29 protein-coding genes are annotated in these 24,942 nt (G+C 57.8%); 19 read left to right on the top strand and 10 right to left on the bottom strand.

Annotation, left to right across the window (positions count from 1 at the left end):
* Window positions 1-24 precede the first annotated feature (24 nt).
* The 6 genes from ABGM91_RS05745 (at window position 25) to ABGM91_RS05720 (ending at window position 7,285) form a co-directional block, all read left to right on the top strand.
* A complete protein-coding gene (locus ABGM91_RS05745; protein ID WP_354834547.1) occupies window positions 25-1,770 on the top strand; it encodes a sulfatase in 1,746 nt (581 codons plus the stop codon).
* Window positions 1,771-1,860: 90 nt separating this feature from the next.
* Complete coding sequence (locus ABGM91_RS05740) at window positions 1,861-3,417, top strand: beta-N-acetylhexosaminidase (RefSeq protein ID WP_215429443.1); 1,557 nt, start codon at window positions 1,861-1,863, stop codon at window positions 3,415-3,417.
* 122 nt (window positions 3,418-3,539) lie between these two features.
* A complete protein-coding gene (cysS, locus tag ABGM91_RS05735; RefSeq protein WP_290566023.1) occupies window positions 3,540-4,955 on the top strand; it encodes a cysteine--tRNA ligase in 1,416 nt (471 codons plus the stop codon).
* A gap of 6 nt (window positions 4,956-4,961) precedes the next feature.
* Complete coding sequence (locus tag ABGM91_RS05730) at window positions 4,962-5,306, top strand: cupin domain-containing protein (protein ID WP_354834539.1); 345 nt, start codon at window positions 4,962-4,964, stop codon at window positions 5,304-5,306.
* Entirely contained in the window at window positions 5,303-6,238 is a 936-nt protein-coding gene (locus ABGM91_RS05725; RefSeq protein WP_354834536.1) for a DMT family transporter, read from the top strand. Before ABGM91_RS05730 ends, ABGM91_RS05725 begins: the two co-directional genes overlap by 4 nt.
* 396 nt (window positions 6,239-6,634) lie before the next feature.
* The gene (locus ABGM91_RS05720; RefSeq protein ID WP_354834533.1) at window positions 6,635-7,285 is read left to right on the top strand and encodes a PEP-CTERM sorting domain-containing protein; all 651 of its coding nucleotides are present in this window, start codon (window positions 6,635-6,637) and stop codon (window positions 7,283-7,285) included.
* A 90-nt stretch (window positions 7,286-7,375) separates the two neighbouring features.
* On the opposite strand, the gene ABGM91_RS05715 is transcribed toward ABGM91_RS05720, so the two are convergent.
* Both ABGM91_RS05715 and ABGM91_RS05710 read right to left on the bottom strand, forming a co-directional pair.
* The gene (locus tag ABGM91_RS05715; RefSeq protein WP_354834530.1) at window positions 7,376-9,370 is read right to left on the bottom strand and encodes an ABC-F family ATP-binding cassette domain-containing protein; all 1,995 of its coding nucleotides are present in this window, start codon (window positions 9,368-9,370) and stop codon (window positions 7,376-7,378) included.
* Window positions 9,371-9,454: 84 nt separating this feature from the next.
* A complete protein-coding gene (locus tag ABGM91_RS05710) occupies window positions 9,455-9,958 on the bottom strand; it encodes a peptidylprolyl isomerase (RefSeq protein WP_290565523.1) in 504 nt (167 codons plus the stop codon).
* Between the two features lie 208 nt (window positions 9,959-10,166).
* Here ABGM91_RS05710 and ABGM91_RS05705 point away from each other — a divergent pair, with 208 nt between their 5' ends.
* The 13 genes from ABGM91_RS05705 (at window position 10,167) to ABGM91_RS05645 (ending at window position 19,419) form a co-directional block, all read left to right on the top strand.
* Window positions 10,167-10,940: an Hsp33 family molecular chaperone HslO gene (locus ABGM91_RS05705; protein WP_354834527.1), complete on the top strand. Its 774-nt coding sequence runs from the start codon at window positions 10,167-10,169 to the stop codon at window positions 10,938-10,940.
* Between the two features lie 117 nt (window positions 10,941-11,057).
* Window positions 11,058-11,627, top strand: a complete 570-nt coding sequence (locus tag ABGM91_RS05700; RefSeq protein WP_290565521.1) for a hypothetical protein — start codon at window positions 11,058-11,060, stop codon at window positions 11,625-11,627.
* Window positions 11,624-12,682, top strand: coding sequence for a hypothetical protein (locus ABGM91_RS05695; protein WP_354834524.1), 1,059 nt, complete (start codon window positions 11,624-11,626; stop codon window positions 12,680-12,682). Before ABGM91_RS05700 ends, ABGM91_RS05695 begins: the two co-directional genes overlap by 4 nt.
* Window positions 12,679-13,644: a GDSL-type esterase/lipase family protein gene (locus ABGM91_RS05690; RefSeq protein WP_354834521.1), complete on the top strand. Its 966-nt coding sequence runs from the start codon at window positions 12,679-12,681 to the stop codon at window positions 13,642-13,644. The genes ABGM91_RS05695 and ABGM91_RS05690 overlap by 4 nt, the downstream gene beginning before the upstream one ends.
* Before the next feature lie 67 nt (window positions 13,645-13,711).
* A complete protein-coding gene (locus ABGM91_RS05685) occupies window positions 13,712-14,119 on the top strand; it encodes a hypothetical protein (protein ID WP_290565518.1) in 408 nt (135 codons plus the stop codon).
* A 398-nt stretch (window positions 14,120-14,517) separates the two neighbouring features.
* The gene (locus tag ABGM91_RS05680; protein WP_354834518.1) at window positions 14,518-14,832 is read left to right on the top strand and encodes a hypothetical protein; all 315 of its coding nucleotides are present in this window, start codon (window positions 14,518-14,520) and stop codon (window positions 14,830-14,832) included.
* 136 nt (window positions 14,833-14,968) lie between these two features.
* Window positions 14,969-15,613, top strand: a complete 645-nt coding sequence (locus tag ABGM91_RS05675) for a hypothetical protein (RefSeq protein ID WP_354834515.1) — start codon at window positions 14,969-14,971, stop codon at window positions 15,611-15,613.
* Between the two features lie 119 nt (window positions 15,614-15,732).
* The gene (locus ABGM91_RS05670) at window positions 15,733-16,323 is read left to right on the top strand and encodes a hypothetical protein (RefSeq protein WP_354834512.1); all 591 of its coding nucleotides are present in this window, start codon (window positions 15,733-15,735) and stop codon (window positions 16,321-16,323) included.
* Between the two features lie 79 nt (window positions 16,324-16,402).
* Window positions 16,403-16,993: a hypothetical protein gene (locus tag ABGM91_RS05665; protein ID WP_354834509.1), complete on the top strand. Its 591-nt coding sequence runs from the start codon at window positions 16,403-16,405 to the stop codon at window positions 16,991-16,993.
* A gap of 29 nt (window positions 16,994-17,022) precedes the next feature.
* The gene (locus ABGM91_RS05660) at window positions 17,023-17,586 is read left to right on the top strand and encodes a hypothetical protein (protein ID WP_354834506.1); all 564 of its coding nucleotides are present in this window, start codon (window positions 17,023-17,025) and stop codon (window positions 17,584-17,586) included.
* A 190-nt stretch (window positions 17,587-17,776) separates the two neighbouring features.
* Window positions 17,777-18,382 carry a MarC family protein gene (locus ABGM91_RS05655; RefSeq protein WP_290565512.1) on the top strand — a complete coding sequence of 202 codons (606 nt, stop codon included), beginning with the start codon at window positions 17,777-17,779 and terminating at the stop codon, window positions 18,380-18,382.
* Window positions 18,383-18,397: 15 nt separating this feature from the next.
* A complete protein-coding gene (locus ABGM91_RS05650) occupies window positions 18,398-19,102 on the top strand; it encodes an alpha/beta fold hydrolase (protein WP_354834503.1) in 705 nt (234 codons plus the stop codon).
* On the top strand, window positions 19,099-19,419 hold the full coding sequence (locus tag ABGM91_RS05645; RefSeq protein WP_290565510.1) for a DUF3820 family protein: 321 nt from the start codon (window positions 19,099-19,101) through the stop codon (window positions 19,417-19,419). Before ABGM91_RS05650 ends, ABGM91_RS05645 begins: the two co-directional genes overlap by 4 nt.
* A 36-nt stretch (window positions 19,420-19,455) precedes the next feature.
* On the opposite strand, the gene ABGM91_RS05640 is transcribed toward ABGM91_RS05645, so the two are convergent.
* From ABGM91_RS05640 to ABGM91_RS05605, 8 genes are all read right to left on the bottom strand, one after another.
* Window positions 19,456-19,809, bottom strand: coding sequence for a hypothetical protein (locus ABGM91_RS05640; RefSeq protein ID WP_354834498.1), 354 nt, complete (start codon window positions 19,807-19,809; stop codon window positions 19,456-19,458).
* Window positions 19,806-20,036: a hypothetical protein gene (locus tag ABGM91_RS05635; protein ID WP_215429483.1), complete on the bottom strand. Its 231-nt coding sequence runs from the start codon at window positions 20,034-20,036 to the stop codon at window positions 19,806-19,808. The genes ABGM91_RS05640 and ABGM91_RS05635 overlap by 4 nt, the downstream gene beginning before the upstream one ends.
* Window positions 20,037-20,050: 14 nt before the next feature.
* Window positions 20,051-20,644: a DUF2589 domain-containing protein gene (locus ABGM91_RS05630; RefSeq protein WP_354834495.1), complete on the bottom strand. Its 594-nt coding sequence runs from the start codon at window positions 20,642-20,644 to the stop codon at window positions 20,051-20,053.
* An 11-nt stretch (window positions 20,645-20,655) separates the two neighbouring features.
* A complete protein-coding gene (locus ABGM91_RS05625) occupies window positions 20,656-21,462 on the bottom strand; it encodes a hypothetical protein (RefSeq protein ID WP_354834492.1) in 807 nt (268 codons plus the stop codon).
* A 38-nt stretch (window positions 21,463-21,500) separates the two neighbouring features.
* Entirely contained in the window at window positions 21,501-22,340 is an 840-nt protein-coding gene (locus ABGM91_RS05620; RefSeq protein ID WP_354834489.1) for a DUF2589 domain-containing protein, read from the bottom strand.
* A gap of 147 nt (window positions 22,341-22,487) precedes the next feature.
* Complete coding sequence (locus ABGM91_RS05615; RefSeq protein ID WP_354834486.1) at window positions 22,488-22,973, bottom strand: LytTR family DNA-binding domain-containing protein; 486 nt, start codon at window positions 22,971-22,973, stop codon at window positions 22,488-22,490.
* Between the two features lie 136 nt (window positions 22,974-23,109).
* The gene (locus tag ABGM91_RS05610; RefSeq protein ID WP_354834483.1) at window positions 23,110-23,232 is read right to left on the bottom strand and encodes a hypothetical protein; all 123 of its coding nucleotides are present in this window, start codon (window positions 23,230-23,232) and stop codon (window positions 23,110-23,112) included.
* A 233-nt stretch (window positions 23,233-23,465) separates the two neighbouring features.
* Window positions 23,466-24,929 (bottom strand): hypothetical protein, encoded by a 1,464-nt coding sequence (locus ABGM91_RS05605; RefSeq protein WP_354834480.1) that lies wholly within the window; start codon window positions 24,927-24,929, stop codon window positions 23,466-23,468.
* Window positions 24,930-24,942 lie beyond the last annotated feature (13 nt).

Here is a 24,942-nt window from a genome sequence, read left to right as displayed (position 1 = left end):
CCTGTTTAATTCATAATCCCTACGATGAACCGCCATGCCGTCACCGCATTGATGCTTGCGGCCTGTTCCCTGCCAGCTTCCGCGGACCAGCCGCAGAAGCAGGCGCCGGGCCAGCGCCCCAATATCCTGGTTATTGTTACTGATGACCACTCCTACCAGACCCTGGGCACCTGTGACAAGGATTCCCCCATGCCGTATCCGAACTTCCGCAAACTGGCGGATGAAGGCATGGTCTTTGACCGGAGCTACTGCGCCAACTCCCTCTGCGGCCCCTCCCGCGCCTGCATCTACACGGGGCGCCATTCCCACATGAACGGCTACCTTTTCAATGAACATGCGGCTCCTTTTGACGGTTCCCAGCCAACCTTCCCCAAGATGCTCCAGAAGGCCGGCTACCAGACAGCCATCGTAGGCAAGTGGCACCTGGAAGCCATTCCGCCGGACGCCAAGGGAGACACGTCCAAATATGAGTCCAATCCCACCGGGTTCGACTACTGGGAAATCTTTCCCGGCCAGGGCAATTACTTCAATCCGGATTTCATCACCCCCGGCAAAGACGGCAAACGCGTGGTGAAGACGGAACCCGGCTACGCCACGGAGCTGGTCACGCAGAAAAGCCTCAAATGGCTGGAACAGCGGGACAAGGACAAGCCCTTCATGCTCGTCGTGGGCCACAAGGCCCCCCACCGCTGCTGGTGCCCCTCCATCCAGAACCTGGGCCGCGCCAAGCAGTACGCAGACGCCATTGACCCGCCCGCCAACCTGGAAGATGACTTTGCGGACCGCCCGGAATTCCTGAAAATGACGGAACAGACGCTGCTCAACCATTTCAACGTCTGGTCTGACGAACACCTGATCAAGGACGTGGTGCCGGAAGACATCCAGAAAATGCTTTCCTGCCCGGAATCCAAAACCCTGCATACCAAGTATGACTGGGAGATGCCGGAATGGGTGCGCATGGACCCGCAGCAGAAGGAAGCCTGGTACAACTACCACAAGGCGCGCACCATTCATCTCGTGAAGGACATCCAGAGCGGAAAAATCAAGACGCAGCGGGATATCCTGCTGCGCCGCTGGCGCCACTACATGGAAGACTACCTGGGCACCGTGCTCTCCGTGGATGAAAGCATCGGCCAGATCATGGATTACCTGAAGCAGAACGGCCTGGACAAGAATACGCTGGTTCTCTACTGCGGGGACCAGGGCTTTTACATGGGGGAACACGGCCTGTATGACAAACGCTGGATTTTTGAGGAATCCTTCCGCATGCCCCTTATCATGAAATGGCCCGGCCACATCAAGCCCGGCGTGCGCTCCGCCGCCATGGTGCAGGAACTGGACTACGCCCCCACCTTCTGCGAAGTGGCCGGAGCCGCCACCCCGGAAAACATGAATACCTTCCAGGGCCGCAGCCTCACCCCGCTGTTTAAGACGGGGGAACACAAGGAATTCACGGACCGCCCCCTTTATTACGCCTTTTATGAAAATCCGGGGGAACACAACGCCCCGCGCCACGACGGCCTGCGCACGGACCGCTACACCCTGTCCTACCTCTGGACGAGTGACGAATGGATGCTCTTTGACAATGAAAAGGACCCGGCCCAGATGCACAACGTAGCCGGCAAGGCGGAATATGCGGAAACCTTGAAGGAACTCAAGGAACTGTACGGCAAACTGCGCAAGGACTGCCAGGTGCCGGAAGGCTTCCCCGGCGCCACGGGCAAGCTTTCCGTCAAACCGCAATGGGACTGCGCCCCCTCCAAAAACTGAAAACAGCCATCATTCCGCCCTCCGGCACGCAATGCCGGAGGGCCGTAAAAAGAGATCATCCTCCCTAAACAACAATCCACACCACATGATATGAAAGCGCTTTTATTAGCGGCAGCGTTCCTCGGCTCCCTTTGCTGGGCCGGGACCAATCCCTACAACATCATTCCGGAGCCCGTGAAGGTAACCACGGCTTCCGGCACCACCAAGAACCTCAAAATCCTGAACGAGCAAAAAGTCTCCGGCCTGGGCAATGAAGGATATTCCATGAAGCTCACGCCCGGCGGCGTGGAGCTCCGCTACACCACCCCCAACGGAAAAGCCATGGCCATGGCAACCCTGTTCCAGCTTCAGGACCAGCTCGCGGACTCCCCGGAAGGCCTCCCCTGCGGCTCCATCCAGGACGCTCCGGACTTCGGCTGGCGCGGCATGATGGTGGACGTGGGCCGCTATTACTACCCCATGAAGGAGCTCTACAACTTCGTGGACGCCATGCACTACTACAAGTACAACGTCCTGCACCTTCACCTGACGGAAGACCAGGGCTGGCGCCTCCCCGTGCCGGGCTATGACAAGCTCCGCACCATCGGCTCCGTTCGGCCCTCCGCCCCGGAAGGCCAGAACAACTCCCTGCTGGCCAATGAAGGCATGTACACCAAGAAGGAACTCCAGGACCTGGTGGCCTACTGCCGCACCCGCGGCATCCAGGTACTCCCGGAAGTGGAAATGCCGGGCCACAACATGGCTCTGGCGGCCTCTTACCCCGAATTCTGCTGCAACACCAAGCGGGCCCAGTTATGGACGCACGGAGGCGTTTCCTCCAAGCTGATCTGCCCCCAGAAAGCGGGCACCAAGAAATTCCTCAAGGACACCTATGACACCCTCCAGCAGATTTTCCCCTTCGGGTACGTCCACATCGGCGGAGACGAATGCCCCATGGGCGACTGGAAAAAATGCCCGGACTGCCAGGCCGCCCGCGCCAAGAAGGGCCAGGGGGATGACGTGGAAGCCCAGATGAGCGACTTCACCAAGAGCCTGGGAGCCATGCTTGCCAAGAATAAGAAAAAGCCCATCCTGTGGTACGACATCAACAAGAGCTACTACCACAAGGGGGAAACCGTCATGTCCTGGCTGCCGGGAGAATTCCCCCGCTGCATTGACAAGACGAAGGAACAGGGCATCGACCTCATCGTCACGCCCCAGTACAAGTATTACCTGGCCCGCACCCAGATGAAATTCCCGGCGGACGACGTGCGCGCCCGGCCCGGCGGCGGCCCCATCCTGCTGAAAGACTGCTACAACTTTGATCCCCGCAACGGGCGTGACAAGAACGACGTCAAGCACATCAAGGGCATCAATCTCTGCATGTGGGCGGAATGGATTCCCTCCGGAGAACTGCTGATGTACATGACCTATCCGCGCGCCATGGCCGTTTCCGAAAGCGCCTGGGGCAGCCACAAGGAACGCCCCAGCCTGGAGGACTTTGAAAAGAAAATGGAAACGCACAAGAAGCGCTTCCAGAAGCGCTTCGGCTACACTCTGGAACGCACGGTGGAAAACAAGCCCTACCGGGAATCCTTCATCACCCAGGAAGAAATAGACCGCATTAACGCGAACTATAAGAAGGGCCAGCAGGGCGCTGGCAAATAACCTTTCCTGATCCCTCAGCACCATCCGGTTCTTCCAGGGCCGGGGACGCGGGCAGCCGCCAGTCCCCGGCCCTCTTTTTCCCGCTTGACCGGACGGCTCTCTTCCCTTCTAATCGTCCCGCCATGTTACACCTTTACGATACCCGCACCAGAACGGCACAGGACATTTCCCCCATGGATGGAAAAAGGCTGCGTTTCTACTGCTGCGGCCCCACGGTGTACGGACCGGCCCACATCGGCAACTTCCGCACCTTTGTCATGCAGGACATTTTCCGCCGCGTCGTGGAGCTGGGCGGGACCCCTACCATGCACGTCCGCAACCTGACGGATGTGGATGACAAGACCATCCGTGATTCCCAAAAGGCCGGCGTCACCTTGGCGGAATTTACCGCCGGCTGGGCGGACCTGTTCCACCGGGACTGCACGGCCCTCAACTGCCTTCCTCCGCACGAGGAACCCTCCGCGGTAGGCCACATTCCGGAACAGATTCAAATGGTGCAGGCGCTGGTGGAAAAGGGCCACGCCTATGTCTCGGATGACGGTTCCGTCTACTTCAAAATTTCCTCTTTCCCGGAATACGGGAAACTCTCCCACCTGGATGAACGTGAACTGGACCTGGGCAAAACCGCGAATGCCCGGTCCAACGCGGACGAATATGAAAAGGATTCCGTGGCGGACTTCGTCCTGTGGAAAAGCCGCCGTCCGGAAGACGGGGATAACTTCTGGCCCTCCCCATGGGGAGAAGGCCGCCCCGGCTGGCACCTGGAATGCTCCGCCATGATCCACAAGTACTTCGGCAATGACTTTGATCTTCACTCCGGCGGCGTGGACCTGGTGTTCCCCCACCATGAAAACGAGGTGGCGCAGTCCCGTTGCGCCTGCGGCGGAGGTTTTGCGCGGCTGTGGTTCCACATCACGCACCTGCTGGTGAACGGCGGCAAGATGTCCAAATCCCTGGGCAACATGTACACGCTGGCGGACCTGGACAAACTGGGCCACAAGCCGTCAGCCGTCAGGTACGTGCTGGCCGGCGGCTACTACCGCCGGCCGCTGAACTTCACCCTCTCCTCTCTGGATGACGCCAAAGCCGCTCTGAACCGCCTGTCCAAATTCGACGCGCAGCTCCGCAGCGCCTCCGGAACGGACTCCGTTCCATCCTATGAGGAATTCTGCGCGGCTCCCCCGGAACCGGGCATCTTCCAGCCGGCATGGGACAGCCTGAACGATGACCTGAACACTCCGGAGGCCCTGGGCCACGTCTTTAGCGCCATCAAAAAGGCGGACGTTCCCTCCCTGGCTCCGGAGGAAGCGCGCCGCATGCGTAATGCCTTCCACTTCATCCTGGCCGCCTTCGGCATCCTTCTGCCGGAAGAGGAACAGGAGGAAGCACCGGAGAAAGTACGCTCCCTGGCGGAACAGCGCTGGCAGGCCAAACAGAACCGGGACTGGGCGGAAGCCGACCGGCTGCGGGCGGAAGTGACGGAACTGGGCTGGACCATCAAGGACCGCAAGGACGGGTACGACCTGGCGCGCAACTGACCTGCCATGGACGCTTTTTCCCCTATCCCCAACCATACCGGCTTCACGGCCAGGCCCCTGTTTGCAGAAGCGCAGGGAGTCCTGAAGGAGGGAGCCTTCGCCCAAATGGAACCCGGCGGAGGCGGCCCTCTCTCCCCGCACCGCCACGCGCACGCCCATCTGTTCATCGTTACCCGCGGAACGGTCACCGTCCTGATGGATGAAGAGGAAAAAACGGTCCGTGAGCATGAATCCCTGCTCGTGCCCGGCGGCGCCCTCCATGCCGTCTGGAACCGGAGCGCGGAACCGGCGGAAATCGTAGGCCTGACGCTGGAAGCCCCCTGCACTCCCCCAATCCCGTCCAACCGATGAGCTCCCGCCAGCGTACCCTGGGCCATGCCGCTGCCCTGATGACCATCCTAATCTGGGGAACCACCTTCGTCTCCACCAAGGTGCTTCTCCGGGACTTCACGCCCGTCACGGTGCTCTTTACACGGTTTGTCATCGGATACGCTTTCCTCTGGTGCCTGAAGCCGCAGTTGCTTCCGCTCTCCGGCTGGAGAAAGGAACTCCTGTTCGCCGGAGCGGGCCTTACGGGCGTTACCTTGTACTTTCTGCTGGAAAACATCGCCCTCACGTACACCTTCGCTTCCAATGTGGGCATCATCGTGGCCGTAGTGCCCTTCTTCACCGCCCTGCTGGCCCACTTCCTGCTGAAAGGGGAAGGCTTCTCCCGGCGTTTCTTCCTGGGCTTCGCCGCCGCCTTTACAGGCATCTTCCTCATCATGGCGAACGGCGCCTTTGTGCTGGAGCTGAACCCGGTGGGGGATGTGCTGGCCCTGGGCGCGGCCTTCGTCTGGGCGGTTTACTCCATCCTGATGAAGAAAATCGGCGTCAACACGTCCAACATGATCATCTGCACGCGGCGCATCTTCTTTTACGGTATCGTGCTGATGATTCCGGCCCTGTTCGTCCTTCCGGTAAACCTAGACTGGCATCTGATGGTGAAGCCCGTCAACGCCCTCAACCTGCTGTACCTGGGCCTCTTCGCCTCCGCCCTGTGTTTCCTGTCCTGGAACCGCGTGGTGGAAATCCTGGGAGCAGTCAAATCCAGCGTTTACATCTACATGGTTCCGGTCGTGGCTGTGGTGGCTTCCTCCATCATTCTGGGAGAACGCCTGACCTGGATTTCCCTGACGGGGATTCTGCTGACCCTCTGCGGCGTCACGATTTCCGAGTACAGGAAAAAAACGCGGAAAAGCGCAAGAGACAAGGAAGAAAAGGCCATCCTGCAAAAAAGCTGATTCCGTCCGCTTCCGGCTCATGCCGTTTTCCATGAAGGGAAATGAACGGGAACCATTTCCCGGACAGGATTTCCCCTGCGTTTCCGGTTTTTGGAAGCATGGCTCTCTTTTTCCTTCTACAGAGAAAAAGGCATGCCATGCGAGATGATGCCCTGTTTCAGCCAAACGTTCATTCTGTTACACCATGGAAAGATTCCTGCTACCGGATTAGATATCCGGCAATGGGAAAAGGAAAATAGGAGTAAGTAAAAGAGCACATTATCAAGGACTCATGAAAACGGCGCTTCGTGGCATTTTGTCCGTATTTCTTATTCTTCCCCTTTACCTGCGGTGAAACTCGTTTTTCCTCAAAAAATTTTGTTGTTTGCGGATATCTAATCCGCTAATATAAAATTCATGAAGAAGCTCCTTTCCATCTCAGCTTTTTTAATGTGCATTTCCGGGGTACAGGCAGCGACTACCCTGTATGAAACCCAGTTTCATCAAACCTCCATTAATGCGGACAGTAATTTTCTAGACGGCGCTTCCGTTACGCTCTCCAATCCCTCCACATCCCTTTCCGGAAACCTGGCTGCGAACCTCCTTGTTCCCAATGTCCAGATGCAGAATAACAACGCCGGATGGACCGTCACCTTTTCCTTCACGGCTACGCAGGACATCATTCTTTCTTCTCTTGACCTGGGCTTTCAATTCGTTACCGGAACCGGCACGCGGCACGGCAATACGGACCCCAAGACGGGAACCGCTACCGTTACGCTAACCGCCGGAGATTCTTCCGCTACGGCTGATCTGAGTTTCGAGCGCGTCCAGGCCGACAAGGACGGCACACCGACAGCGGATATCCAGCAGGCTTCCTTCAATACCCCGGTCACAGTCAAGGCGGGAGAAACCTTTACCCTTACCGTGAACGCCAAGGCGCCCAATACCGGGGGCACCTTCCTGGGGCTTTCCCAATTGGCCCTCCAGGGAGACGCGGTGCCGGAACCGGCAACAGCCTCCCTCAGCCTTCTCGGGCTGGCCGCCCTGCTTCTGCGCCGCCGGGTATAACCGCAGGCATCATTTAATCTCTGCTTTATTCCTCACCAAAACAGGACCGCCCCGCCGGGGAACGGTCCTGTTTCTCGTTGAAAAATCCTCTCAGTTTCCGGAAACGTTTCTTTCCGCCTCTTCTTCAATGCGGGCTTCCGTCTCCTCAATCTTCTCTGAAAGATCAGCCCACTGCGTGAAGCAGGTTTCCAACTGGCGGTCCGCCTGCTGGAAGCGGGAGGTAAGCTCCATGACCGCCTCCGTATCAGCCGCCACCTCCGGGCGTTCCAGCTGGGAGGTAATCTCCGTCTTTTCCGTTTCCAGACGCGCTATCTCCGCTTCCAACTGTTCCAGTTTTTCCTGGAGGGGACGGAGCAGGCGCGTCTTTTTCTGGCGGATTTCCGCCTCCATGCGCCTGCGCGCCTTGCGGTCCACTCCGGCTCCCGGTTCACCCGCCCCGGAGGCGGAAGACGCGGCAGAGGAAGACAGGGCCTGGTCCCGCTCCACCTTTTCCAGATAATCGGAAACGTTGCCTATGTAAACGCGCGGCTTCTCTCCCGGCACGAATTCCAGCACCTTCGTCACAATGGGGTCCAGGAAGCTGCGGTTGTGGGAAACAATGCAGTAGGAGCCCGGATATTCGGACAACGCCTGTTGAAGCACTTGCTGGGACTGGATGTCCAGGTGGTTCGTCGGTTCGTCCAGAATCAGGAAATTGGCCGGATGCAGCAGCATGCACACCAGCGCCACGCGGGAGCGTTCACCCCCGGAAAGCACGCCCACACGCTTGTGCACGTCATCCCCCCGGAACAGGAAACAGCCCAGCAGGTTGCGCACCATGGGCGCGGATTCCCGCGTGGCTGCCGCCTCCACGCATTCCAGAACCGTTTTTTCCGGGTCCAGGTCATCGGCATGGGTTTGGGAGAAAAAGGCGATCTGCGTATGGCGGCCCATCGTCACACTGCCGGAGCTGGGCTCCTCCCCGCCGGAAATGAGGCGGGAAAACGTGGACTTGCCCGCGCCGTTCACCCCCACAATGGCGATGCGGTCCCCCTTCACGATTTCAACATCCACATCTTCAAAGACGGAAATGGCGCCGTAACGCTTGGAGACCTTCTCCAGCCTGACCACGGAATGCGCTCCGGCGGGAGGGGTGGGAAAATGAAAATTCATCACGGCGTCGTCCTCCTCCACCTCAATCAGCTCCACTTTTTCCAACTGCTTGATGCGGGACTGCACCAGGGACGCCTTGGTGGCCTTGTAGCGGAAGCGGTCAATAAACTCCTTCGTCTTGGCTATTTCCCGGTCCTGGGCCTTTTTCTGGCGCAGCAGGATTTCCTTCCGCAGCACGCTTTCCTTCAGGAAATAGGAGAAATTGCCCGCATACTCCTCCGCCCGGCCATGGTAAAAGGCAATGGTGCGGGAAACCAGGGAATCCAGCAGCGCCACGTCGTGGGAAATGAGGATGATGGCGCCCCGGTAGGTGCGCAGGTACTGTTCCATCCACCGCTGGGACTGAATGTCCAGGTGGTTCGTCGGTTCATCCAGCAGCAGTACTTCCGGCTCCCGGAGCAGCAGCTTGGCCAGGGCGATGCGCATCTGCCAGCCGCCGGAAAATTCCCCGCAGTCCCGTTCAAAATCCCGGTCCTTGAACCCCAGCCCGCGCAGAATGGATTCCGTGCGGGGGCGGAGGCGGGCGGAATCATGGGCGTGCAGCACCAGCTCCAGTTCCCCGATCTCGTTGAGCACCTCGGAATACGCGGCGGAGCGCGGGTCCAGCTCCGCCATCTCCTTCGTCAGCGCGTCAATGCGCTTCTGGAGGTCCATCAAATCCGCAAAGGCGGACATGGCTTCATCAATGAGCCTGCGCCCGCGGACATGGATGCCCTCCTGGGGCAGATAGCCCACCTGGGTGTTCCTGGCCTTGATGATGGACCCGGAATCCGGTTCATTAAGCCCGGCGATGCACTTCATCAGCGTGGACTTGCCCGCGCCGTTATGGCCCGCCAGGGCAATTCTTTCCCCATCCTCAATCGTGAAGGAAAGGTCATTAAAGAGAACGCGCGCGCCATACTGTACGCGCAGATTTTGAACAGCCAGAACCATGTACCGGAAAAGCAGAGAGAAGAAGGCAGCGGAAGGCGCGGTTAAAAACGCCTTTCCGCCGCCTGAATGAAGTTGGAGGCAGCCTTATTTGCCCAGGGCCTTGTCCCATGCGGCAATGCGGTCCGCCTGCTCCGTGAACAAGTCGTCCGCAGCATCTTCAATGGTAATACCGGAAATGGTATCCCCCTGCTTGATGGAGTCCACCACGTCCTGGCCTTCCGTCACCTTGCCGAAGACGGTGTGCTTGCCGTTCAGCCAGTCAGTGGGAACGTGGGTGATGAAGAACTGGGAACCGTTGGTGCCGGGGCCCGCGTTTGCCATGGAAAGCACGCCGGGAGCGTCATGCTTGAGGTCCGGACGGCATTCGTCCTCAAAACGGTAGCCGGGACCGCCCATGCCCGTGCCGGTGGGGTCGCCGCCCTGGATCATGAAATCCGGAATCACGCGGTGGAACTTGAGCCCGTCATAAAACCCCTTGGAAGCCAGGTTCAGGAAGGAAGCCGCCGTCACGGGCGTTTTGGAAGCGAACACCGTGAGCTTGATGTCGCCCTTGGAAGTATGGATGGTGATATTCTTGTCGGTTGCCATGGGTGCATGTTAAACGCGCGGAAAGGCATGGTAAAGACTGTATTGCGTGCAGTCGCCGGGCCTGCGCCGTTATTTCCGCGCCAGTCTCCTTTTCCTTTTTTCCGGGGTGCGTCAAGGGAGCGGCAGCGCGGCGGCTACCTGTCATGATCCCCGCTAATGACAGGAGGAACGGTTGATTTTCTGCGGGGAAGAGCTGAATTTATATGATATGAGCGAAGAACTGGTAGAAGAATTCGTTACGGTTGAATCCATCTTTGTCCGGGAGCGCAACTGCCTGGTGCTGAAGGCGAAATTCTCCCCCCTGTTCACGGACTACTACCTCCATCTCATGCAGTACGGGCTGCGGAACGAGGAGCCTTACGACAGCCTCCTGAAAGAGCTGATGGCCTACTTCACCCTCTACATGGTCGCGCGCCCCTGGGCGGAACAGCACGCCTGGACGGTGAACCTGAAGACGCCCGCCGTGGCCAACCTGTTTGTCACGGGCTCCTCCCTGACGGAATCCGTGGTGGGCCGCATCTTCACGCAGGAAATCAAGGAGCCGGAGGAAAACACCCTTTACGCCACCATGCTCCGCAAGGGTTTTGAACCGCGTTACTCCGTAGTTCCCATTCCTGGAACCACCCCCGCCCAGTGGGTGGAGGAATTCTACAAGCAGAGTGAACAGAGAAATGCGCGCTGCATAGAACTGCCGGATGAATGCTACACCATGGTGACGTCCCAGCCGGACGCGGATGAAGAATGGCTGGCCTCCCTCACCTGTGAGAAACTGGCCCATCTGGAAGAGAATGAAGACACGCGCGTGCTTGAAACGCGCAGGTTCCGCTTTTACTGCGGCTGCACGCTGGACCGCATCCTGCCGACGCTGAAGGCTCTTCAGGAACGGGAGGAAGACCTGTTCCAGGGAGAAGACGAGCTGGAAGTCACGTGCCCCAGATGCGCCGCCATTTACCGTGTGACAAAAGAAAATCTGGAAGATTGAGACATACTTGATTTCTTTCTGACAATTAGCCTTTTCGGCAGCGAATTTCGTGCTTAAACTTCCCCCGTGCCGACTTGTCCGAAGTGTTTACATAATTTCCACCGCGGGGCGGAATCATTGTGCCCTCACTGCGGCTTTTCCCTGGAAAACCTGGACAGGAAATACGGCCGGGATTCCATCCCCTACCGCCGCGTATGCGACAACGCCGGAGCCCTCCGGCAGCAGGACCGCGTGAAGTTGAACGCCCTGCTGGAGAAGCTGGAACGCCGCATCCCCCCCGTTCTCCTTTCCGTTTATTTCCCCAATATCCTGGAGCCCTTCTCCCTCATCCCACACAGCTTCTGGATGATGAACCACCTGACGGTGGACGAAGCCGGCTTCCCCAACCACCGCGGGCCCCTGGACCCACAGTGGCTCCTGATCCTGGTGCTGGACGTGCGCACGGACACGGCCTGCTTCATGTGGGGTTATGAACTGGACCCGTACGTGGAGCCGGACCTGATCAACAAATCCATCATGAAGGCCCGCATCCCCCTGCGGGAAAGCATGCTGCTCCAGGCGGTGGGCTCCATCATGAAAGACGCCGTCCAGCTCGTGGCCCGGAAGGCGCGCTCCAAGGTCAGGCACCCCATGCGCTACGGATTGACGCCCCCTCCCCCCGCGGACCGGAAAGGAGGCGGCGCATGAAATTCCCTTTCCTTCCCTTCCTGCTGACGGCGGCCGTGTGCGCGGCCACGGCCCAGGAGCTTCCAGCCCTGAAATGGACGCCCCGCGACCAGCAATCCCTGATGAAGGGAACCTGGTGGGACGCCCATGCCCCCCTGCTGCCCCCCGTGGATGCGGCGGCCTCCCCTTCCCCCTCCGCGCCGGAGCCTGCCGCCAGCACGGACTCCCCCGCCGTGGACCCCGTTCCGGAGGACTTCACGGACGTGAACGAATACTTTCTTCCGGACTACATCCGCACCTCCACCGGGCTGATCGACCCCCAGAAGCTGCTTACGGAAGTGGAGAGCAATGACGTCATTGAACTCATCAAGCTCATCAAGTCCCGGTACAACGTCAACCTGTTCGTCAGCATCTTCGCCGCCGGGCAGAAGGTGCCCCCCTCTGTCAATGCCCCCACCATTGCCCGCCAGATTTTCAGGAACAAGGAGCGCAACCTGCTGCTCCACTTCCACATGGGCGACATTAAAAGCGCCCAGATTGCATTGGACCCGGAACTGAGCGCGCAGCTTGGGGATGCGGGACGCCGGGACCTCCTGTACCAGGTGAAGCAGGACGCCTCCCGCTTCACCCACCCGCAGGACGAACTTATTGAAGCCATGATCTCCCTGGCGCGCAGGACGGAGGCGGACATGGCCTCCGCCCCCAAGCCCACGCTGCCCGCGCTGGACCCGGACAACCCTGCCAGCATCCCGGAGGCCAACATTACCATTAAGGAGCCGGAGGAAGCGCGTGAATCCCACCTCCACGCCATGATGAAGGCCTGGATGTCCTTTGCCCTGGCCAATGTAGCCGGCATCATCCTGCATGTCTCCGCGCTGGCGGCCGTGGTGGTGCTGTGGCTGGTCTGGAAAAACAAAAGAGTGGTGCATCTGCTGCCGTCGGAACCGGACAAGCGCCTGGGCGCTCCGCACGGCGCCTCCCAGAGCCGCCCCGTGAACTACTGCATGCAGGACGGCCGCGGGCCGGACTCCATCGGCCGCAGGCAGATGCGCCAGCACATGCGCGACGTCTCATGACAGAACCTTCTCCACCCCCCGGGATCCGCGCCGTCCTGAACGGCGCCGGAGAACTGGAACTCTCCACGGTAAACGCCCCTCCCGGCGCAGTCGTCCGCATGGACATAAATGCGGACTCTCCCCGCATGCTCTGCACGCAGGGCCGTTACCTGGCTCCGGTGCAGGCGCCCCCCGGCACGCGCATCCGTTACCGCCTGTTTCAGGGCAGGCGCGGGCTTACGGAACCGGAAACCTTCATCATGCCGGGCATTCCTCCCGCCCAGCCCGTGCCGTCCACGCTGATTCCCTGCACCCAGAACCGGGATTTCATGATTTATGACTGGCCCGCGCGCCATGAAGCCGTGTGCCGCCTGGTGCGGGAAACGCATCCGGACCTCCTCTTCATCGGTGACTCCATCACCCACTTCTGGGGAGGGCCGCCTGTGGACGAGCCCCACCGGGACATCCTCCAGAAATCCCCGGAAACATGGAACCTGTGCACGGCGGGAATGACGGCGGCCAATCTGGGCTTCGGCTATGACCGGGTGGAAAACGCCCTGTGGCGGCTCCGCCACGGCGAGCTGGACGGCGCGGCGGAAAATGCCGTCTGCGTGGTCCTCCTGGGCACGAACAACCTCACGGAAAACACGGACGCGGAAATCCTGGAAGGCGTCCGCGCCGTCTGCCGGGAAATCACCGGAAGGCTGGCAAGAGCCGCCATCATCCTCCAGGGCTTCTACCCGCGCAACAGCGCGCGGGAAGGCACGGCGGAACGCATTGCCTCCATCAATCTTCTCCTGAACCGCCTGGCTGCGGAACAGGGTTTCATTTACACGGAACCGGGCCGCGTCATGGCGGACGCTTCCGGATACGTTCCGGAAGAACTCTCCAGCGACGGCCTGCATCCCTCCGCGGCCGGTTACGAACGCATCGCCGCCGTGCTGGCCCCTGTCATCAGGCAGGCGGCGGAACGGAAAAAATAAAGCCGCCAAGAAACCGGACGCGCTTTCCGGTGTTTTTCCTCATAGAAACCTCAGCAGAAATACCACAATGAACGAACAGGACGATACAAAACTCTGGCAGATTCTGGGCCATGCCTCCCAGCCTGCGCCGGGGGATGATTTTGCCCGCAAGGTCATGATGCGTATTGCCGGGGAAGAAAACGTCCCTGCCGTTCCGGTGGAATCCATCCTCCACTTCAAGCGGCACTCCTTCCGCATCTGGGGAGCCGCCGCTGCGGCCCTGGTGGCAGCCGTCATCGGCATTGCCGCCCTGATGGAACCCTCTGCTCCGGAAACGGCCCCCATGTCCTTCGCCACCATGAACATTGACGATGTGCTGGTGGAAGAAGCCGGGCTTGCCCTGGGCCAGGAAAACCTGGTGGACGCCCTCTGCGTGCTGTCCTCCACGGAAACGGGCGTCATCTCCTCGGACAACATCCAGGACCTCCTTCTGTAACTCCGGAAACGGGAGCATTCTGCATGCCCGGCGGAAGGAGGCAACTCTCCACCGGACAGACCGGATTTCTTTTTCCCCTGTCTTGAATTCATATTCCAGCCCCCTTTTCCGGAACCCGGAGCGCATGGGCACAGGGATATCCGGAATACATTCAAACTACTGTAACCTCCCTTGGCGGATGCTGGATGGCATCCGCCAATTTTTTATATGGAACATCCGAAGATGCCCCTCTTTTTTCCGGCGCCCAGGCCGGATGATACGGCAGCCCTCCAAAGGCGGCCGATTTTTCCGGAAAACGGCTCTCATCCCGATTAAAGCATGTTGTTGCCGTCCCAGGAATTCATCATGCTCATTGGAGAACTAAACGTTTAGTTCGCAAACAAGAAACGATCATGAAAATGAATAACTATATTCCCCTAAACAAGGCTGTCGGCCCTAAGGTCATCTGCGACGGGTACCAGGCTCTCATTCCTCAGAAGCTCGGAGTCGATGCCATGACGTTCAATTTTGACGGTTCGGAGTGCGAGCACGCCACTTGTGCCGGCGCGCCGGAAATGTTCATCAAGGTTGAAGAAGACGGCCTGTATTATTTCGGCGTGGAGGCCGACGATTCGGGCAGTATCTCCATTGCCGGCGAGCAACTTTGTGAGAAGGATGGAACACAGCCCAACGGCAAGCTGAACCTGGCAACCGATTCAGGAAGGGAAATATGAAGGAGATTCCATGATGAAGCGTGAATTTTAGCCTTCTCCCAAAATCAAGCTGTGGACGATTGAAAAGGAATCCTCCATTACCTGCGAAGAATCTAAGAAAATAGAACTGGAATTCGAAAAACCGGAACCTATCTATATGGAAACGGCAGATGCCTGTTCAACAACAAAAACCCGCCCCAAAATCTGCGTGACTGTTTGCAGGGATGAGGTGGAGGACGTGTGGAGATGCCGTGTCGCTTCCGCCTCCGCCGGAGCTAAAATTACAATACACCGGGACAATTTTAGGGCCCCCTTGCTCCATCCCTCCACTACCGAAGAGGAAGCCATTGATGCCGTTAACGCGATGAACGGCTACCAGGCGCGCGAAAAAGTGAGGACATGGCATACTCCGGCAGCTTCCCTCGCCCATGAAGAACATCACCGCCGGGAATTTGAAGAAGCGTTTAAATTTTACTGGAAGGAATTGAATATACAGGAGGAATTGGAAAGTAAGACTATTCCCTGTTTAGGGATGAACATGGACAATGCAATACATTTCATGGAACAATTTGCTCTGGGTTTTGAGAGCGATCTTTCGGATCAAGTGGAAAACTGTATAAAACGGTTTCCGGATGAGGCCAATACTCGTCCTTATTGTGCCGGACAAAAATCCCTGAATGAAGTGACTCTCCAGATTATCGCCCAGGCAAAAACCAACGGATGGAGCAGGGTACCCGATCAGGTCACAGAACCGGGAGCCATTGAGCCTCCTTGTTTCAAACCTCCGGTCAACGAAGGGTAAATGCGACAAAGCCTTGTCCCGAACGCTGAAACAGGGAATACTTGAAAAATTGGTACAATGTTCTTGTGAACATAAAACAATTTACTATAGTTTCTAGAATGAGAGGTACTTGTGCTGTAATGAAAAGAATCTTTCAGTTTTTAGGATGTCTGGCAATCCTGACCTTCCATGCGGCGGTATGGGGGGATATGGCCGACAACGGGGTAGAATGCTCCGTGGTGATGGAAAAGACCAGTTTTGATGCTAGGGAAGCCTTCCCGGACTTCAAGCTGGTATTCACGAACAAGGGCGAAAAGACCGTGCGCCTTTTGGATAATATTTATCCTGTTGTGGGCCTTCGTAAACCCAGGAAGGCAGAAGCGCCGGAAATTCGTATAGAAATATGGGGAAAGGGAACTGGAAAGAGATTCGGGAAAGTAATACTCGGAAAAAAAATGCCTTTAGCCTGGTATGAAACCGGGCCTATGAAAGCATGGCGTGAGGACATGATGCGCTTCATTACGCTTAAGCCCGGAGAAAAGCATGAAGTGCCTATCAAGAATGCCTATCTATTGCTGACTTATTTCGAGTATCTTCGCAACAATAATAGGTATGAGCTGGAAGTACGCTTTAAGGATGGATATAGTGAACCGGGAATCCGTAGAGAATACGTGGGCAGGCAGGAATTTAACACGTCAAGTCGATCTCCTGAAGGAGCTCCTAGATGGTAAATTATGGAATCCTATGCCAACCTTCCCTGCTTCTTTCCTCCGATCAACGGTGAAGAAAACTGACCATTTCCCCTAACTCATGAACAAGACCTGTCTCTTCGCCAATCTGCTGGTTGGCCTGTCCCTTTCTAGCAGCGCCCTGGGCGACCAGGCGGACAACGGAATTGAATGTTCCGTAGTGATGGAAAAGACCAGTTTTGATGCCAGGGAAACCTTCCCGGACTTCAAGCTGGTGTTCGCCAACAAGGGCGAAAAAACCGTACGTCTTTTTGACGACGTTTATCCTATTGTGCGTCTTCGTGAACCCAGAAGAGAAAAAGCGCCGAATATTCATATAGAAATATGGAGAAAGGAAAATGGGAAGAGACTTGGAGTAGTCAGATTAGAAAGAGAAACCCCTATAGCTTGGTATGGACCCATGTATATGTTTGAACGGGTAGGGGCCTTGATGCGCTTCATTACTCTGAAACCCGGAGAAAAACATGAAGTGTCCATCAAGGACGCTTACTTGTTGCTGGTATATTTCGAGCATCTTCGCAATGGAGAGTGGTACGAGCTTGAAGTCAGGTTCAAGGATGGATATGCAGAACCCGGCGTTCGGAGAGAATACGTAGGCAGACAGGAATTTAAAACGTCAAATCAATCTCCTGAAGGGGTCCGTAGATGGTAAAATCTCCGGGCAACGGCCAAACTCGCGCTATGATGAAAAAAATCTTCCGGTATTTAGGAATTTTGGGGTGCCTGTCCCTCCATGCTGCGGCATGGGGGGACATGGCCGACAACGGGATCGAATGTTCCGTGGTGATGGAAAAGACCGAGTTTGACGCAAGAGAGACTTTCCCGGACTTCAAGCTGGTGTTTACGAACAAGGGTGAAAAGACCGTGCGCCTTTTTGATGACTTCTATCCCCTCAAGGATTATGGCCCGAATATTTTCATAAAGATTTTTTTAAAAACGGGAAACGGGAAGAAAATGGACAAGCCCACAGCTTGGTATGGAGCCGGGTATCAAATTGAACGAAGAGCTAACTCCTTGCACTTCATTACGTTACAACCGAGAGAAAAACATGAAGTGCTCATCAAGGATGCGTATTCATTGTTAGTCTATCTTGGCCCTTTTCCACGTCTTTTCAACGGAAAGAAGTACGAGTTGGAAGTACGCTTCCGGGATGGATATGGAGAGCCGGGGATCTGGAGAAAGTATGTGGGCAGAAAAGATTTTGAACCAGTAAGCCGATCTCCTAAAGGAGTTATTCCTCAATAGCTGTTCCCGCTTCCTTAAAAATACTGTGGCATTCTACACAAAATCTGCCGGGATTCTCAAATCGCTTTTCAGATATAAAGAACCTGCTTCAGCGCTGGTGAAGAAAACAGCCAGCCAAACGGGGAAAATTTCCGCTGGCGGCGGTTCTCTTTGACGCACGCGCCCGTATCGTTTACAAGGTGCGTATTCCATGCAGGATTTCCTTTCCACCGTTATTCTCCTGTTCATCGTCATTGATCCCGTGGGACTGGCTCCGATGATTCAGGGCATGCTGAAAAAGTATTCTCCGGCCCGGCAGAAGGCCATTCTGATGCGTGAACTTGTGTTTGCGCTGAGCCTGTTGCTGTTGTTCTTTTTTTCCGGCAAATTCTTGCTGAACCTGCTGGGGCTGGAACCGGCTACCCTGAATATTTCCGGAGGCATCCTGCTATTCCTCGTGGCGCTGGGCATGGTATTCCCGGCCAAGGACATGCTTGCCTCCGCCGGACGCACGGCAGGCCAGGACGAGCCTTTCATCGTTCCCATCGCCATGCCCCTGATGGCCGGGCCTTCCTCCCTGGCCATCATCATGCTGCATGCTTCCCAGAGCCCGGACAGCATTTCCCAGATGACTTACGCCGGGGCCATCGTGACGGCATGGCTCCTTTCCGGAGTGGTGCTTTTCATTGCGCAGAGGTTCCTGCGCCTGCTGGGGGAAAAGGGAACGATCGCCTTGGAACGGATGATGGGCATGGTGCTCATCATGATTTCCGTCCAGATGTTTATGAATGGCCTCGCCGGATACGGCGTGAAATAGGAAAGGGCTTTCACCATGCTTTGGCTCCTGCACGGCAATCTGGGATCTCCTGCGGACTGGAAGCCCGCCATGGAAGCCCTGCGCGCCGGAGGGATAGAGGCCCGCGCCCTGAATCTATGGAAGTATCTGGAATGCTGCCCCAAGAGCCTGGAGGACATGGGGCGCGTGCTGTGCTCTGAAATAGCCGCCCAGGACAAGCATCCCTGGCTCTGCGGCTATTCCCTGGGAGGCAGGCTGGCCATGCAGGCCGTTCTGGCCCATCCCCCCCTCTGGAAGGGCGCCGTATTCGTCAGCGCCCATCCCGGGCTGGAAGATGAAGCGGAAAAAGCCGCGCGCCGCGCAAAGGATGCGGAATGGGCCGTCAAATGCCTTTCCGCCCCATGGGAGGATTTTTTAAAGGAATGGGACACGCAGGCCGTGTTTGGCGGAGAATCGGGAAATCCTGACCGCTCCTCCCTGAAACCGTGGCGCAAGTCCATCTCCCGCGCGTTTATTGACTGGTCCGTGGGTGCGCAGAAGAACCTGGCGCCCCTCCTGCGCCAGTCCCCCGTGCCCCAGTTGTGGATAGCCGGGGAGCGCGACACCAAATTTACTGCCTTGGCCCGTCGTGCGGCGGGGGAACAAGCCGTCATCATCCCCCACGCCGGCCACCGCCTCCCCCTGGAAGCTCCGGCACGGCTGGCGGAAAGCCTTCAACAATTCATCCTGCAAAACCCATGAACGATCCCAAAATACCGGACGCGGAAGATTTGAGAAAACTGGTGGAGGAAATCGCCCGGACCCATGTCCCCTTCGGCATGTACGGCCCGGCCAAGTACCCGCCCCAGGGGTGCCCGCTGATGGACGTGCCCCAGGAATACCTGGCATGGTTCCAGGCCAAGGGCTTCCCCAAGGGAAAACTTGGCCGCCTGATGGAACAGTGCCTGCTGCTGAAGGGTAACGGGCTGGACCCGCTTTTTGACCCCTTCCGCAAGGCCAACGGCGGACGGACGAAGAAAAACGCCCGCCGCCGCGTGTGGGATTTTGAGAACGAATAACCTTCCCTCCGGAAGGGACGCATCTTTTCCGGGGAATCAGGAGGAGGGAACGAGCCTCACTTCCCGCCTTGTCCCATCCTCTTCCGTGACGGTCAGCACATAAAATACCCCGTCCTCCTTCTTTCCGCGCGTGACGATAATGGTCAGGGTGCCGCGGGACAGCTTCACGCCATCCTCCGGAACGGAGACAACGCCCAGTTCGCCCAGCAGGTCAAGCGCCTTGGCTCCGTCCCTCACACGGATGGTCTGGCCGTCGCCTGAAATTTGCTTCTTCACGTCCTGCCAGGCGGCGGCCAGCTGGCCCGGCTCCCGCTGCTGCATTTCCGCCTGGGAAAGGGGGGGCAGAGCCATGCAGAGCATGGCGGACAGCATCATCAGCAGTCTCTTCATGACAGGGAGGCGGCAGGAAGCTGTTTGTCAAGGGTAGCCTGGAACTTTTCCAGGGCCTGCATGGCGTGGTCGGAAGACTTCCGGTCAATGGAAAGCTTCAGCCCGCAGTGGGGGCATTCAATGCCGCCGGACAACAGGTCCGGAATGGTTGTGGGGAAATACACACCGCATTTGGGGCAGTCAAGCCCCGGAGTGCGCTGGTAGGAATAAGTGGTTTTCTGGTCCATGTTTTTTCTTTCAATTAGTTATTTTTCTCCTGGGAGGGAGAGTCTTCATAATGCGGCCTGGAGGTCAGCTGGAGGAATTGGGACAGGCCGGAAGGCATGTCCGCCTGCTGCATGGCTACATGGATTTTCATGTTCGCCTGCAGGGAGGAAGAGGCGGCCCCCCTGCCCGACTGGGGCGCCAGGGAAGCCCGGAAGTTCAGGCCGTCACCCTGCCCCTTCCCAGCGGAGGAATCCACCTCACCCTTGTTCAGGGAAAAGCGTTCATCCGGAGCGGAGGCGACCGCGTCAATGATGTTGATGTCAAAGTCAAAGTCCGCCTGCTTGATTTGCAGCAGAGGCAGCGTCACCAGGCTGATGAGCGGCACGCTGACTTTCTTCTCCGCGCCGCCGGAAGCGTCGCTGTCCGTAAAATTAAAGCTGATGAGCCTTAACGCCCCCGTGGAACCGTCCGCGGGATTGTAGGACTCAAAAGCCAGGGACATGAAATGCTTCATGTAGCGTTCCGTGGACATCGCGTCCGCATCAATCGTCGCGACCAGCGGGGCCGAAATCAACTGCTGCAGGCTCATGATGTGCCCGTTCACCTTGTTGTTTGTAGAATCACTCATAATAAATATCACTATTGCGCGGCCAGTCCGGAGACGTCATTCTGCTCCGCCAGGACGGCGGGAACGGCGGCGGGCGCGATGTTGAGGTGCAGCGTCTGGATGGAGTTCTCCGGCATCTTTTTCAGCTTTTCCGTCTCCACCTCCACGTCCACCACCACATTGCTTACCTGCCGGGTGAACGCATACTTTTCCGCAAGCACGTCAATGAAGGAGGAGAGGCCCTCCTGGAGGTTCTTGCGGCACTCCTGCCTGAGGGCGTCGCCCTGCGCTCCCTGGAACAGGTCCGCCAGATCGGGATTGTCCATGAATTCCTTCTCCGCCACATCCGCCAGAAGTTCCGCCAGCAATCCCTTGTCCAATCCGGAGTCCGCCCGCAGGAGGGCCCCCTCATGGCCTGAAATGGCCGCAGTGAACTTCTTTCCCAGGTAGAGGCAGAAATTCCTTTTCCACTGTTCCTCCCTGGCAAGCAGGGAGGAAAAGTCACTTCTTGCCTCATCCGCCGGGAGATTGGAGTGCACCACGGCCATCACAATGGAACGGATGGCGTACGCAGGCACGCGCTCCGCCAGTTCCTGCTGGAACAGGCTGCACTGCTCCGCATCCAGCACCTGCTTCTCCTCCACCCCGGAGGTTCCCGTCACCGCATACTTCAGATCGAATTCCAGGGACCCTATCTGGGCGCTGGGAAGCTGGAAGCCACGCACACCGCCGTGCTTCCCGTACTGGCGCGCCAGCCCCGCCGCATGGCAGTTCGCCGCATGCTGCGCTTCAATAATGTCCCTCAGCAGGGATTCGACAATCAGATTCAGACGAGACATGGCTCTGGGATGGAGGAGAAATCGTTATGGTCCGGTTATCAGGCGCCTACAGCCACCTTCCTTTTGAGTTCTCCGGCGTTCACCGTGCAGTTCCTGGCGTCCTCCTTGGAAATCGTGTATTCCTTGCCGGAATCCGTTTTCACAATCTTGGCTTCATTCCCCGCACCGTTATCAAACGGGTCCGTGGCCTCCCCTATCCGGAGGGTGATGGCGTCCGGATCAAACAGGCCTTCCTTGTTCTTGTAGGAGGTCATCAGTTTCACGGTTCCGTCATCCTGGATGGCATGCTGCACTTCCAGGGAACCTTCCGGAGATACTACGGAAATGCTGTTGTTCAGCATTTCCAGCACCTTGGCCATCCCGGCGGGCATGCTGTCCTGCCCGGCATGGACGGCCACGTCCATCGTGTATTCCACGCTGTACTTGGAGTCCTTCGTGGCGGAGGAGTCCTTCTTGCTGGAATAACTGGCGTTCATGCTGCCGCGCGCCCAGAAGCATCTTGCAGAGGCAGATGTCTTGACATCGGCGGAGCTGGAGGAATTCTCCGTTTCCGTACTGGCGGCGGAAGCGCTGATGTTCGCCTTGAAGTTGATGTCAATGGAGTTGATGGCGATGTAGGGAATGGGGACGATGGTCAGAAGGGGGACCGTAATCTGGGCCATGTGCCCGTCCTTGATGAACTGGAAGGAGACGTTCACCGTCTTCTTCTCTTCTCCCTCCGTGTACAGGCCCACATTCTGGATGAACTCCCAGGAGGTCCGGGCCGCCTGGGCCTGGGCTTCCACACAGGCGACCAGGGGACCGCCGATGATGTTGCCGAAAGGAAGCGACTGCAGGGAGGAAGTCGCCACGTCGGCTGCTGATTTATCAATTGCCATATTATTTTATTTTCTGGTTGAGGTTAATATGATGTGCCGCCTTCCGGCGACGTTGTCATGATCATTCCATTCCGGCGCCTTTTCCACCCCGCCTGTCCGGAAGGCCCGTTCCGCCTTCCCGGAGCGCCGGCGGGGCATGGCTGGCGGCTATTTGGAAAACGATAGCATGTTCAGGCTTCCCAGCACTTTCTTTTTCATGAACTTGCTGACGGGGATGGAGACATTCCCTACCTGAAGGAAATTACCCGCAATGGACTCTATATGCAACTTGTTAACCAGGTAGGAACGATGCACACGGATGAAATATTCCCCGTCCAGGTGTTCCGCCACCCGAGCCAGCGGCGCGGATACCAGAATGGACGACATGCCGTGCACGTGCAGCGTGCAGTAGCTTCCTGCGGCCTCCACATACAGGATGTGCTTCATCAGGATGCGCTGGAATCCGTCATTCATTTTAACGAACACCATGGGGTTCCTGGACAGGGAAACCGCAGCCGCCCTGCCCGCCGGCGGGGAGAAAGCCCCCTCCTTCATTTCCATGATTTCCAGCTTGTCCCCCTGTTCTACCGGCTCCGGGACCGGAGCGTAGCAGACCCTATCTTTTTTAGTGACTTTAATAAATTTAACGGTCATTCAAAAATCATAACAAAAACTATAAATGCTCAATAAATTCATCAATGAACAGCAGAAATGACCTTCTGAAACCAAATTCCTCTCTTCCGAATGGCCCTGAATTTCTCCCATATCCGGCGGGAGAAAACCTAATTCATCAGCCCTGGCGCCTCTTCAGCAATTCCACCGTCAGCATGAAATGGCCTTCCGCCGGGTCCGCGCAATCAAGGGCCAGGCCTCCCTTTTTGTGCGCTACTTCCCCGATGCGCACCTTTTTCAATGTCCGGAGCCGGAATGTTCCAGATGCAGCCCGCGTTCCATTCCAGAAAGAAAAACCTTCCGCGCCACACGCGGAACCCGCGCACAGCCAAGACAGGCGGCACAGAAAAAAGAGGCTGGGAACATGATTCCTCACCATAGCCATTCCGAAAACATCCTGAACCATTTTCAGGTCAAAAATCGCCACACAACAGCTTCCCCACTCCGTAGAGCGGCACAACGCCGTGCCGACATTCACGCCTGCGGCGGAATTCCCGGACGGTGGGCGCAGCTCGGCCCCACCTCCCCGGCCTGAAGACGGTCAAAGGCCCATTCCCCGAACGTCCACGCATTCTCCCTTTTGGCAAGGGCAAACTGGCGGAAAATCTCCCGGAACAGCTCCCGCACCTTCCCGATGGGAACGGCCCGGCGCAGCAGGAACGCCGTCCTGTCACCCTGGGCGCGTCCTCCGGCAAACACGTCGTAAACGCCCTCGCTGCGGCCCACCAGGGCCAGCTCCGCAAACAGGGGGCGGGAACAGCCGTTGGGACAGCCGGAAATACGGAACACCACGGGTTCGTCATCAAGCCCGAATTCACGCAGGATTTCCTCCAGCCAGCCGTTGAGCTCCTGATGAATCAGGGAGGAAGCGGCACGGGCGCGGCGGCAGCCGGGCAGGCCGCGGCAGGAACAGGACTCTATGGAGAGCGGAGAAAAGCGCCTGGACCCGCGCAGCAGCGCCTTGATGCGTTCCGCCACGCACCTGTCCGCCGGATGAAGCCGGAGATTGCCGCGCGGCGTGATGCGCACCGGAGCCGTCAGAAAGGGAGCCACGCGCCGGAACGCCGCCGCCACCGCATATTCCGGCGTATCCTCCAGGCTTCCGGAAGGGAGCGCCACCAGCAGCCCGTTGTAAAAGTCATTGCGGCTCCATTCCCCGGATGAGGAAAACTCCGGCTCCTCCCCTTCTCCCGGATACAATCCGGCGTTTTTCAATTCGTTCCGCACCCAGTCCAGGCCACGCGTGGCGAACAATGACTTCAATCGCCTTTTGCGCGGGTTCTCCGTTTCCCCGAACCGTTCATTCAAGGCCGTCAGTACCGCCGCCGCTTTCAGGGCTTCCGGCAGGGAATACCGCCCCAGCCAGGACGCGGCCCGCGGGGCCAGGGCCGGACTGCCGGCGGGGATGCCGCCCCCGCCTCCGGCAAACAAATGCACGCCGCCTTCCGGATGGCCGCCTTTGGGTACCGCAAAACCCAGGTCACAGGAGAACAGGCCGAATTCATGGTGCGGAGCTTCTTCCAGGCAAATCCTGACGCGCTTGTGCAGGGCGGAGAAGCGTTCTTCCGGCCTGGGATCCGAGGAAAAGAGGCATTCGCGGTTCCTGCGTATTTCATATGCAGGGAAGGAAACGGGGGAGGAAAACCGGTTCAGTTTTCCGGCAAATTGCAGCCATGCGTCCCGGTTTTCCCCCCAGCAAAGGGAAGAACCCACATCCACGGCCTGTTCCGCATACGGGACCAGGCGGGAAAGCTTCTCCGCCAGGGCCATGCCCTTCCGCACGCATTCGCGCTCATCCTCTCCGTCCAGGGGAATGGACAGGGTGGAGAAGGAAACAAGGCGGCATCCGCCGTCCACGGCCTCCAGAATGGCGTGCCACTGGGCGGGCTCCATCCAGCCTCCGCAAAAAGGGTATTCCAGGGTATAGGTATCTCTCATGATCGGATTGAAT

Source organism: Akkermansia muciniphila (assembly GCF_040616545.1).
Lineage (GTDB): Bacteria > Verrucomicrobiota > Verrucomicrobiia > Verrucomicrobiales > Akkermansiaceae > Akkermansia > Akkermansia muciniphila_E.
This window is presented reverse-complemented; position numbering and strand designations above follow the sequence as displayed.